Below are 12091 nucleotides of genomic sequence, written 5' to 3'. Positions count from 1 at the left end.
TAGCAAATTAAAAAAATGAGGTTTAACAAGGTTGGTATAGATAACAATTGAAACAGCCGAGTGTCCGCAGGGCGCGAGGCTTCCGGCCGTCCAGTGGACGGCCGGATAAATCCGCCTACTAAATTAGCCCATTACAAAAGATTCTTTACTCATAAAAAACAGTTCAGCCAGCGGAATATAACTGACTGAACTGGCAGGATCAATTGCTGAACAAATGCAAATCACCGGTTTTCATAAAACTCATGCATAGATCAAATGCGCCCTGGGCTTTTGCTTTGGCTGTCCCTTCTGTAATCGATTTGAATTTTGCCTCATCGTTCCGAAATTTACGCACATTTTGAAAGTATCCGGTGATCGCATTATAGGCACCGAAAAGTGTGCCCTGTGTGGTTTTGAGCAGCTGTGAAGGGTTACTCATAGAATAGCTGAAGACATCATCAACAATATTTTTATACACTGTGGAAGCCTCATCCAGTGCACCGAGATTTAATTTCCTGAGTACTTCCTTATTGGGTGCCATGGCTACCTGGATAAGTTTTTTCACTTCAGCATCATTGATGCGGACTTTTGACCAGTGGTTTAAGAGTTGTTCCAGTTCCGCGCCGAGGTGGCTGGAAATTCCCATTAAGGTATGGGCAGTTTTTAACCTTTCTCCTGCGCCGGAGGAGTGCCGGATCCGGACAACATTTTTAGCGGTTCTCATGGCTGCGTTGAGGGTATTGTTGCAGACGATCCGGACCGGTGTAAATGCGGCGGTGATGCTGCCCATGCCATCGTGGGAAGTGGTCAGAAACAGGTATTGCTCGATGAGGTCATCTTTGCCAACTTTAATATAGGAAGGAAGCTTGGCAGTAATAAAAATCCGCTCGCCTTTCCCCAACGCTCCGGCTGTCTCGTAAAAGATGCCGTCGCCACCTCCGACAATGCTGTCAAAAAAGGAGAAGGCGTCACGATTCTGCACTACGCAGTAATCCTTACCTACTACACCAAGCACGTCTTCATTATCGGTACGAACTGTGGCATAATAATTTGGTACGGTAATGTCCGAAGATGCGGTAAAAATAACATCGTCATCATCAGTCACATTTTGAAGCCGCATGTTTGCATTGTCGAGGGTGAACAATGGTCTTTTTTCAACGGTATAATTAAGACCTGCAAAAGCGATGGCCTCGGATGAAGTTGGATAACTTTCCACAACGGTACCCAGGGTATGCCATGCTTTTTCCCTTACCGAAAAAAAACTGTGCCCCTTGGTCTGCTCGTTGTAATTGATTTGATGTGCCATGATTTAAAAATTAAAGGTTGAAACATATTTGTGATCTTTGATATCCAGAAAGTCCAGATCGTCATTTTGGGGCTCGGCATCGGTCTCTGTCTTCGCATCGCCAGCTTTAATGCTCAAACTGTCGAAAAATTTAATTTCCGAAACGCGAAATGTGATCTGCGCTTTGGCCTCCCCCTGTTTTGAAAGGTATCCCTTCACTCCTAGCCTGCCATATAGCTGGACCAGCATTCCTTTTTTTAAAAATTCGGAAGCACGTGAATTTCGCCAAAACGCGCAATCAACAAACAGTGTTTGCTCAATCCGTTTACCTTCGCTTAGGTAACTGTCATTAACGGCAAGGGTAAAGCGCACAACTTTTTTTTCGGCGCTCACCTCCCGTACCACTGCGTCAGCAGTCAATCTTCCTGTAATTTCCATCATCTGGTATTTTTAAGTAAAAATTATTTTGTCTTTTCAGCCGCCCTTCCAATGACATTTTTCAAAAGAAAAAACGAAAAAAAAGAAAGCCAGAGATCCGTGAACGAGAAAGCGAATGGGGAAGAACTATAAGTCCCGAAGGGTCGGCATGCGAAGCAGGCTGATTATGCGTTCGAGTTCGCGTCGGTCACGATATTCGCAGCCTTTTTATCCGTTTCGTTGAAAAATATTATAAAAAGATCGGTTAGTATTATGGATTTTATCCAGGCTACCTTAGACAATGATCTATAGTTTGGCGTTATTCCTTTAGTGTTAATGAGAGCCAAAGTAATAGGAACAGCACATTGGAGATCGGAATGAAGTATCGGAACCGTTTATTAATATGATTGATGAAATCGGAATGCACCACCTTTTCAACACGGGAAATGAAATTAATCAAATGGTTAGCACTGATTTTATTAGTCATTAAATACACCGTGGATGATAAGAATACTCATAGACTGCCGCTTCAAAGGCGTATCTGTTTCCATTGATGCAAAATTAAAAACGAGTTTGTGCTGTTGCTTGGACTAGTAGATTGTAATGTTGCTAATATCTTATCAGCCAGAGTTGATTTTTCAAAAGGAACGGTCCGGTGCAATTCTACTGCGGAACATTTTGAAAGCCAGTTGAAAGATATATGGCAGATGCTTTCATACAGATTTTAAGTTAATTTCGTTTCTCTGTTTTCATCATGTAAATAAGAATAATTTCTTAATTTCAACTGTGAAAAGGTTTATCATTAGCAAATATAATCTGGGTAATACCAATCAGCTTTCAAATGCCCAATACAAATGCAAGAAGAAATAATGGACAAAATTATACAAGCCTACTGTAACTCAATAAAGCAGCATTGCCCTAAAATAACCGATGAAGCATTTGACTTTTGGAAAAAAGGATTAGATATAACCCAACTAAAACCTAAAGAAGTTTATATTGAGGCAGATGCTTTTCAAAAAAAAATTGGATATGTCCATTCCGGTCTACTTCGGGCATTTTACAGGGATGGTCAGTGTAACGACATTACCGTTAATTTTATAGCTGAAAAAAACTATGCCACCTATTGCACCTCGCTAGATCAACCAAAGCCAAGCAAATATTGGTTCCAATGCATAGAGCCAACCATTATCATCAATGTTTCATACAGCCATATTCACGATTGTAGTGACAAATTTCCCGAGATGGAACACTATTTCCGCATTGTGATTGAGACTGTCCATCGTAATATTTTAAGTCGGATGGAGGGCTTTTTGTTCGATAATGCCGAAACCCGGTATATGAATTTCTTAAATACCTACCGAAATTTATATAATCGCATATCTTTATCGGATCTCAGCAGTTATTTAGGGATTGAACGACAATCGCTCACACGAATACGAAAAAAACTAGCCAACCAATCATTTGACACATATGTGTCAGGAAAAGCAAGAAACTAAAATGGAATTTTGTGCCATAATTTTAGAAAAGAAAAAATGGGTACAATTCGAATACACGTTCTGCATTGCGGCAATTTAAACTTTGACGAAGCAGCGGCATTTCACGAGAACACACTACATCCAATGCCTTATAGCGGCATTTTGCGAAGTAAAAGACATCAAATAAATGTTCCCGCATCTGCCTATCTTATCGAACACCCTAAAGGTCTGATACTTATTGATACGGGCTGGCATACAGACATCAGAATCGACCAAAAAAAATACCTTGGTTGGCTGTATAGCCTATCGAGCAAAGCTTACCTACCTTCAGGGCAAGCGATCCACGAACAGCTTCACAAACTGGGCTACCGGACAAGCGATATAGACTATTTGTTCATAAGCCATTTACATCCCGACCACGTCAGCGGGTTAAAATTAGTAAAAGATGCTAAAAAAGTATTGACAAGCAGCATAGAACTCCGTGACACCAAAAAGCATCCTCTTCTCTACCTGCCTTTCATGTGGAGGGACGTTAATTTGGAAACTTTTGACTTTGAGAATGCTGAATATGATTTGTTTGGCGACCGATCGGTGGTTTTCGTAAATACACCTGGGCATACCAATGGAATGGCATCTACGCTTGTTCAAAATAATGGTAAATTTGTATTACTATGCGCAGATACTGGGTATTCCAAAAAATCATGGGAGGAAATGATTTTGCCAGGAATGTTGACCAACAATAAAAAAGCAATGGAATCACTGAAATGGGTTAAACAAATGAGCGAAAAGCCAAATTGTATAGAAGTAATTGCTAATCACGACCCAAATGTAGAACCCCATATCATAGAATTCTGATAGCGTGAGAATAATGCCTGTGGTAAATGTAATCCTAAGAAATCCAGCAAACTACTATCTGCGAAGTGAATACTATTATCAGAATAGATTCCAGTTTTCATTTCTTAGAAAATGGATCAATTCATGGTTTTGACGTTGGCAAATGTCAATTTGAGAGCTCTCTTGATACTAACCCGGATGTCCATAATAGAATTTCACACAGAACTTTCGCTCCTACACCTTGGAAATTTTGGTAATGGTGGGACATAATAGTGCATAATGAGAAATATTGTCTTCGTTATTTACCGATCTGATTACGTTTCCAAGCGTTGTAAGCAAGTTCCAACGAAACTTCGTTATTGAAGACAAAAAAAATGAAATCTATATTACATGATCTACCGTTTTTTGTGAATCCTCTCTCTATAGGCATACTTAGCACACCAGAATTTATTGCTCGTCTAAAAAACATATCTTTTGAGCGTTCGTCATTTTAATATGAAGAAACTTATAATTTGGGGATAGCCTGCAATCTATCATATATAAGGTGAAGCCATAAGACTCCACCTGAAATTATTCATTAATGCTCTTCCCTATCTTATGCTAGAACTCGATGCAAAATAAGTCTCTTGTTTTATATTGTTGGTAAGGCACCTCCATCTACTGAGTAGTTACTGCCGGTAATATATTTGGCTTCTGGAGAAACCAAAAATGCTACAAGATCAGCAATTTCTTTGGGTTCTGCCATCCTGCCTACTGGAACCCCAACTTTGTCCATTACAGCTTTGAATGCCTCGTTAACAGTGATGTTTGAAGACTTTGCAATGTTTTCTATAAAATCCATCATGAGCTGTGTTTTTACTACGCCTGGTGAAACTACATTTACGCGAATTCCTTTTGATCCCAACTCATTTGCCAATGCCTTGCTATATGCATTCAACGCTGCTTTTGCAGAAGAATATGACATGGTCATTTCCCAAATTGGCATTTTTGCAGCACCCGTGGAAATATTAATTACAACACCGCTCTGTTGGCTGATCATTGTAGGTAACAGCAATTTGTTAATCCTAACTACCGCCATGAAGTTTAATTCCCAGTCATTAAACCAATGTTCATCCGAAAGCACATCAAAGCCGCCACTTGGACTCAGATTGGCACCCGCATTGTTCACAATTATGTCTATTCTGCCGTATTTTATAAGAATCTCCTTAGCGATTACTTCTGCTGCTTCGGGTTGAGCGAGGTCAGCTGATATAAAGTGATGGCTATTGGTGACATCCTGAGGAGTACTTCTTGCAGTCACCACCACTTGAGCACCTCTGATACTTAATGCGTCAGCAATAGCTTTACCAATACCTTTCGTTCCGCCTGTTACCAATGCAACCTGGCCATTTAATGTTGTCTCCATACTATTATTTTTAAAGAAGTTGCAAAATTAAATACTATACTTTACTTTTGAAAGTAGTGACACTTATGTATAGTAATAACATAAAGTAAAGCTAAACACTATATCAGGTACTTATGATAGAAAATAAAAATAAAAAAAATGATGAACGCTGTGCACTCCAAGAAATTTTAGGTGTGATAGGTGGAAAATGGGCAATGTCAATCATCTATGCTTTATTTCAAGGCAAGAAACGGTTCAGTGAATTAGAGAGAATGATACCAAAGATTAATACCCGAATGTTAGTGAAAGAGTTGAAAAATATGGAAGCAAACGGAATTGTCACCAGGCACATTTTTGCAACTGTGCCACCTACAGTAGAATATACCCTAACTTTAAAAGGCGAAAAATTAAAGACATCCATTAATGAATTATATAAATGGGGGCTTGAATACGTAAATTAATAAGTTTCAAATAAACTATGTTCAAGAATCAATACTATGAATGGTAAATAGCATCAAGCTGTGCAAGAAATATAAGTTCAAGAGTTAAAAGAAAATTCCTTAGAAGTATTGAAATTGCATTTAGCTTGGTTAGATTTAATTGCCAGCCAAATAAATTTGAAAAGGCCAAAAAGCCTTAAGTTAAAATAATTCTCACCAAGCAATCAATGCTGAAGATTTATTATAACAACGGCATAATTCAGGCTTAGCTTTAACGAATTTAAACTTCGATTGATTCTCAACGACTACCTTGCTGCTTCTGGCTCTGTTAGTCATTATTCTTGAGGGATTAAGAATACTTCCTACCGAACGTTTCTGAAGGACTCAACCTTTAGGAAAATTATTAGAAAAAATTTTCACTAAACCAGTTTGTCAACTTTCGCGGAATCTTGACTATTTTGATGTGCCATGATTCTAAAAAATTAAATGTTGAGACACATTTGTGATCTTCGATATCCAGAATGTCCAGATCTCCACTTTCGGGCTGACTTTCAGTGTCTGCCTGGCTACGGTCTGCTTTTGCGTTCAGGCTGTCAGAAAATTTAATCTCCAAAACGGGGAAGGTAATCTGCGCTCTGATTAGAAAGGCATCCCTTCACCCTCAGCCTCGGTAGAGCTGACCAGTATTCCTTCTTTTTTAAATCAGCCCCTGTATTTGGCCGAAAGGCGCGCTCTACGAACAACGTCTACTTCAATACTTTTATCCTCGCTGAGGTAAGTGTCATTAATGGCCAGGGTAAAATCCACCACATTTTTTTCTACGCTCACGGCCCGAACCACTGTGTCAGGAGTCAATCTTCCTGTAATTTCCATCATCTAATATTTTAATTAAAAATTTATTGCACTTAATACGAGTAGCCTGAATCTATTTTAAAATCTTCAACCAGTTGAACTTTTTTCTCACTGAGCCGGACGATCTTTGATTTATGGAAAATAAAAAAGAGAAAATCGTCACCCTTCCCGAAACAGTGCCTGGAACAGGACCTGTCCTGATGTTGAACATGCTTAAATTCAGCGACCGGCGCCTGTATATTGAAGAATACCTTCCTGCATTTAAACGTGTAATGGAAATATTAAATTTGGATGCTAAAATAAACCTTATTAGTGACGTTCTTGCTAGCGTAGTGGCCGATGAAGGTGAAAACTGGGATGCACTTCTTATGGTGGAGTATTCAAGCTTCGAGGCATTCTTAACTGTTGCCAAAAGCGATACCTACCGAGAAATTGCCGAACCCCTGCGGATGGCCGCACTATCAGAACTTAAATTGTATATGACACGCCCGTTTGCCCTGTAAGCACTATCTTCGCAAACATGCATCAGCTTATCCTAAACAATTTTGCCTTACATATAGCGCTTGCCCCCGAGGAACAGGAGCAGGCGCTTGCATGCTTCCAACTTGAAGAAATAAAAAAGCGCATCTGGCTCCTACGCGCAGGAGAAACCGATCGCTACATTTATTTTGTTAAACGCGGCTGCCTTCGTATGTATCACACGGATAAGAGTGGTGGAGACCACATTATTGGTTTCTATCCGGAAAACTGGTGGTGTTGCGATATCGCCAGTTTTTTTAACAGTAGCCCCTCGGTAAACGCCATTCAAACACTGGAAGACAGCGAAATATATAGTATATCCTTACCACGACTTGAAGAACTTTTTCTGTTGATTCCAAAGTTCGAACGCTTTTTTCGGATCCTTAATCAAAATGGGTTTGATCTTTATCAGCATCGCATGACCTCTCAACTTTATAAAACAGCTGAAGAGCGCTACCTTGAATTCCGTAAACGACACCCCGGACTGGAGCAGCGGATAGCCCAAAAACATATCGCCAGTTACATCGGCATCACGCCTGCATTCCTGAGCATGATGCGAAAAGAAAATGGCATCTGATTTAGTGAGAAATACTCATTGAGCCATCTCTCCTATGAAATATTGCTATGGATTACACCGGAGCTGATTTCTTGAGTTAATTGCTACTTGGTCTTAGCATCTACTCTTATTCATCAAAGTCATTCTATATTTCGTTCGCTGATGTTAGGATTACCGGTCTGCCTCCGGTAACCAGTAAAGTGTGTTCATGCTGTGCTACAAATCCACCTTTACTGCCTGTAAATGTCCAACCGTCCGATCCGGTCCTAATATTTGTAGATTTTGTTGAAATAAAGGTTTCAATGGCAACAACGGAATTTTTTCTGAAACGTCTGTGTAAATCAGACCGGTCGTAATAATTCATGATCGCATCAGGCTCCTCATGTAAACTTCTTCCTACTCCATGCCCCCCTAAATCCCGGATAACGGTATAGCCTGCCTTTTTTGCTTTGGTTTCTATCAACTTACCAATGTCCGCAATTCTCACTCCCCCACTTATTTTTGAAATGGCCTCCAATAATATCTCACGCGACGAATCCACCAAGATTTGAAGTCCCTTAATATCATCACCCAGAATAAAAGAACACCCGTTGTCCGACCAAAATCCATTTAACTCAGCGGAGACATCAATATTAACAATGTCACCATTTCTGAGGATGACACTATCCGACGGAACTCCATGAGCAAACGCCTCATTGACACTAATGCAACAATAACCGGGAAAATTATATGTTTCATGAGGCGCAGATTTGGCGCCTAACTGTTCCAGTAATTTTTTGCCGTATTGATCGAGTTCTTTAGTGGTTATCCCAATCTGCGCATATTTTTTCATCTCGCGCAAAGTAATAGCTACTGCCTCGCTTACTCTTTTAATGCCATTAAGTTCTTCCTCTGTTTTTATGATCATTCTATTACGCTTATATTTGACAAAACTATTGTTATACTAGATCAGTCTATAGTAAATTTTAGACACTTGTCATGCAGGATTACATAGAATTACTTAAATTGCGGCATGCCGATTGACTATCTCAAAAAAATCCATTTACGTGAATTCGATTACGATAGTTACAGGTTCGATCCTTCATCTGAAAATGCGTCCATTATTGAGGGGTTTTATGTCTTTCACAAAGACACAAAAGAAAATTCACATTTGATTTTCAATGATGGATTTCCAGTGCTTGTCTTCCTGCAGAACCTGAATGATTCAGTAGTGGTGAAGGATGGCAGTGCAGCCTTTAATATAAAAAGTGCCTGGGCAAGTGCCGGACCGGTTAAGAACGTGCACGTTAAATATCACGGTAATATGGATCAACTGTTGGTCGTGAGATTTTTTCCTGGAGCTTTTTCCAAGTCGTTTAATCTAGATCACCATTACTTCAAAAATTTCCCGGTTGCTCCATTTTATTCGATTTGCAGAGGTAGTTTTTTTAGTATCGATGATTTTTATGCTTTGCCTTCAGTTTGCCAGAGGATCAGCTATCTAAATGGCTATGTAGCCAAATCTTTTAAAGCTCAAAGTGGGTATGAAAAGTTTGATTCCTTGCTGGGTTATATTCAAAAGATTAAGGGAAATTGTAGCGTTCAAAATCTGGCAGCCTTATTAGGGGTAAACTACAAATGGATGGAAAGAAGTTTTATACAAAATACTGGTATTCTACCTAAAGATTACATAAAACTCCAGCGTTTTTTTAATGCTTATGTTAAGCTGACCGCAACTGACAATGATTTGATGGAAATTGCTCTGTCAAATGGTTATTATGATGCGAACCATTTTTTGAAGGATTTCAAAGCGTTTACAGGAAGGTCGCCATCACAGTATTTCAAGCCCTCCATTATGGCATAACACTTGTGTCAGAAACGTTGGTTTACAACATTTACTTTAACCCAACATTTGAAAAAAAGTTTCAGCTGCTATACAACATTGTGCCGGTAAGGTAGACAGGCTTTGTTGTTTAAAGGTGATATTAAACAACAACTTGAATGGCGATCCGATGGCCGGGAAGGCAAGGTACCAATCTTTGTTTTTTTAATGTCCTGAGATGAGAATAAAGTACACTCCCGCGATTCATGCTAGGTGGCGCTCTGAAAGGAGCGTGAATGATTTCGGATTTAAAAATTTCCTTTTTCAGCCCGTAATACTTCAAAATTAGGACATTTTATTTCATTTTTTGAAGTTAAAATTCAGGGCTTATCTTTTAATATTTCTCTGAGGAAATTGCAATCCGTTTATGTGGCGGCATCGTGTCGGGAAGGTAATCTACTGTCTTCCAGCAGACTTGTACATACGACACTCCATCCAATATTTCATCTTGCAACAAACAATTCCCCTGCTGTGCCAACCCAAATAAACAAACCTAATACTTTAATAACCTGATCATTATCATTAACATTGCGTGGTGACATTACAATGTCAACGCAGCCAACAGATCTTAAATAGGAAAATTTAATATGAAAAATACTGGTACGATAAAATACTACCTGGCAGCAATTGTGGCGTTTTCGATATGGGGAACTTTCAGTTTGGTTTTAAGACCGCTAACAGCTTACTCTTCACTCGACATTTTGTTTTACAGGGTTTTTAGTTGCGCGGTAATCATGACTGTGATATCTGTTTTATTCAGAAGGCAGGAGCTAAACAAAAGTTTTGTCTTACTAAAATCTCTGTCTGGAGTATTGCAAAGGAAAATCATCGTTCTAAATATTGGAGCGGCCATTTTTCTGACAATAAACTGGTTCTCGTTTATATATGTGATGAATCATATCAACGTACGCGCTACATCGGTTGCATACCTCATCTGTCCTGTGATAACGACAATACTGGCATTTTTTCTTCTCCGTGAAAGATTGAATTCAGCGCAGTGGTTAGCGGTACTGTTGAGTTTCGCGGGATGCATATTGTTATCATACTCGAACATAACAAATATGTTCTATAGTGGGATAATCGGATTTAGCTATGCTTGTTATCTGATAAGTCAGAATAAAAACGCCGGATTTGATAAGTTTACAACGCTAAACGTTCATATCCTGTTATCAGCGATCTTTTTATTGCCCTTTTATCCATTCCACTCCGGACCCATTCCAACGCAGGCACACTTTTACGTATTCGTGGAAATGATAGCCATCGTCTACACTATTCTGGCGCTATATTTAAATCTTTACGCACTGGAAGGGATCAGTTCATCAAAAGTTGGAATGCTACTAAACATTAATCCTGTTATCGCCTTCATTCTGTCGATTTGGGTATATCATGAGTCTTTGGCAGCAATACCAATTTTAGCATATAGCATGATCTTTTTGGCAGTGATTGTTTTCAATAGTGAAGGGCTGCTAGCGATCATCAGAAATAAATTTTTGTAAGCAATCACTTTTTTTCTTTTCCAAAAATTTTGGGAATTAATCTTCCACGCATCAATGCGCCCGCGACATTATCTGGGTAAATAAAACGAAACATACGCACTCATCTTCCGCAGCATATTTAATCTCTGGGACATTCTGAAGATATCCTGTGATGGTATCACAGGCGCAAAAACGTTCCTTCGACCTCATTAGAGGTTCAGCTTCTAGCAGTGCAACTGTTAATATTTGCATGATTCTAAAATCAGCCTCCGCAGCTTGCTAAATAATTCATAGGCTACAAACGGAAAAAGCAACGTACTTCAGGCGGAGTGACTACTGTTCATCACCTAATAAAAAAGTATGCGGATATTGAAATGCCCTTCTTATATAAAACACGAGTGCCAGTACACATAGCTGCCGCAGATAAATGAACTTAAACTTTGAGAGTATGCAATTTTGCCATATGGTAAGAAACACATCAGACAAAACCAAACGCAATCAGCTTTCGTAAGTGCCCTGTTTATATCAAACAAGTGAGAAAAGGAAAAATTGTAAATATAACCCTCTCAGAGGGACGGGGAATTATATTGGATGAAAACGATCAGGAAATTGCCTTCTGTCTGAAAACACTAGACAAATGCCTAGGTTTAGGGGATGGCGTACTGTTCGAAATTCAGAAGACAGATCATGGACTGACTGCTGTAGACATCACTGCTTTTGCCGGCCTGAAAGAACAGCTAACCCGTCAGTACCCTATCAACGAACCTTTTAAGTGATATTAGACACTTATTAATGCTTTGAAAGACGTTCCGGTTTTGCCTCTTTAAGGATGATCTCCAGCCAATCTATTATTTAAAAATTCAATATCATTTAAGGAGTAAAATGTATTTAAATAGATGTAAAGGGATGGTGTTGCGAAAAAACCATGCCGCTCAAAAATAAAATTTTCACGGTGAATTCTCTTACCTACAATTAATGGTCGGCAAGTGCGCTCCAGGATGTAAAAACTAGCTC

At 39.3% G+C, this 12091-nt stretch carries 13 protein-coding genes; 8 read left to right on the top strand and 5 right to left on the bottom strand.

Translation table 11 applies throughout. The features are described 5' to 3' along the window. Positions 1–199 precede the first annotated feature (199 nt). Both EA772_RS14220 and EA772_RS14215 read right to left on the bottom strand, forming a co-directional pair. The gene (locus tag EA772_RS14220; RefSeq protein ID WP_124913788.1) at positions 200–1285 is read right to left on the bottom strand and encodes a DUF932 domain-containing protein; all 1086 of its coding nucleotides are present in this window, start codon (positions 1283–1285) and stop codon (positions 200–202) included. Positions 1286–1288: 3 nt separating this feature from the next. Next, the gene (locus tag EA772_RS14215; protein WP_124913787.1) at positions 1289–1705 is read right to left on the bottom strand and encodes a single-stranded DNA-binding protein; all 417 of its coding nucleotides are present in this window, start codon (positions 1703–1705) and stop codon (positions 1289–1291) included. Between the two features lie 830 nt (positions 1706–2535). Here EA772_RS14215 and EA772_RS14210 point away from each other — a divergent pair. Further along, complete coding sequence (locus EA772_RS14210; RefSeq protein WP_124913786.1) at positions 2536–3177, top strand: Crp/Fnr family transcriptional regulator; 642 nt, start codon at positions 2536–2538, stop codon at positions 3175–3177. Positions 3178–3213: 36 nt separating this feature from the next. Beyond that, positions 3214–4011 (top strand): N-acyl homoserine lactonase family protein, encoded by a 798-nt coding sequence (locus EA772_RS14205; protein ID WP_124913785.1) that lies wholly within the window; start codon positions 3214–3216, stop codon positions 4009–4011. Between the two features lie 610 nt (positions 4012–4621). Here the strand turns inward: EA772_RS14205 and EA772_RS14200 are convergent. Then, the gene (locus EA772_RS14200; protein WP_124913784.1) at positions 4622–5395 is read right to left on the bottom strand and encodes an SDR family oxidoreductase; all 774 of its coding nucleotides are present in this window, start codon (positions 5393–5395) and stop codon (positions 4622–4624) included. A 113-nt stretch (positions 5396–5508) separates the two neighbouring features. Between EA772_RS14200 and EA772_RS14195 the strand changes: the two genes are divergently transcribed. Beyond that, positions 5509–5835, top strand: a complete 327-nt coding sequence (locus EA772_RS14195) for a helix-turn-helix domain-containing protein (protein ID WP_124913783.1) — start codon at positions 5509–5511, stop codon at positions 5833–5835. 681 nt (positions 5836–6516) lie between these two features. On the opposite strand, the gene EA772_RS22100 is transcribed toward EA772_RS14195, so the two are convergent. Then, complete coding sequence (locus EA772_RS22100) at positions 6517–6669, bottom strand: hypothetical protein (RefSeq protein ID WP_168187558.1); 153 nt, start codon at positions 6667–6669, stop codon at positions 6517–6519. A 131-nt stretch (positions 6670–6800) separates the two neighbouring features. On the opposite strand from EA772_RS22100, the gene EA772_RS14190 reads away from it, so the two are divergent. Further along, positions 6801–7169, top strand: a complete 369-nt coding sequence (locus EA772_RS14190; protein WP_124913782.1) for a hypothetical protein — start codon at positions 6801–6803, stop codon at positions 7167–7169. A 17-nt stretch (positions 7170–7186) separates the two neighbouring features. After that, complete coding sequence (locus EA772_RS14185) at positions 7187–7762, top strand: Crp/Fnr family transcriptional regulator (RefSeq protein WP_124913781.1); 576 nt, start codon at positions 7187–7189, stop codon at positions 7760–7762. 124 nt (positions 7763–7886) lie between these two features. Here the strand turns inward: EA772_RS14185 and map are convergent, their stop codons facing one another. After that, positions 7887–8648 (bottom strand): type I methionyl aminopeptidase, encoded by a 762-nt coding sequence (map, locus tag EA772_RS14180; protein ID WP_124913780.1) that lies wholly within the window; start codon positions 8646–8648, stop codon positions 7887–7889. 105 nt (positions 8649–8753) lie between these two features. On the opposite strand from map, the gene EA772_RS14175 reads away from it, so the two are divergent. The 3 genes from EA772_RS14175 to EA772_RS14165 all read left to right on the top strand — a co-directional run bounded on the left by EA772_RS14175 (position 8754) and on the right by EA772_RS14165 (position 11853). After that, a complete protein-coding gene (locus EA772_RS14175) occupies positions 8754–9584 on the top strand; it encodes an AraC family transcriptional regulator (RefSeq protein WP_124913779.1) in 831 nt (276 codons plus the stop codon). 605 nt (positions 9585–10189) lie between these two features. After that, complete coding sequence (locus EA772_RS14170) at positions 10190–11098, top strand: EamA family transporter (RefSeq protein ID WP_124913778.1); 909 nt, start codon at positions 10190–10192, stop codon at positions 11096–11098. Positions 11099–11610: 512 nt separating this feature from the next. Further along, entirely contained in the window at positions 11611–11853 is a 243-nt protein-coding gene (locus EA772_RS14165; protein WP_124913777.1) for a hypothetical protein, read from the top strand. Positions 11854–12091 lie beyond the last annotated feature (238 nt).

The sequence above is a fragment of the Pedobacter sp. G11 genome (assembly GCF_003860265.1).
Classification (GTDB): domain Bacteria; phylum Bacteroidota; class Bacteroidia; order Sphingobacteriales; family Sphingobacteriaceae; genus Pedobacter; species Pedobacter agri.
The sequence above is the reverse complement of the archived record's forward strand: the minus strand, read 5'-3'. Positions and strand labels throughout refer to the sequence as shown.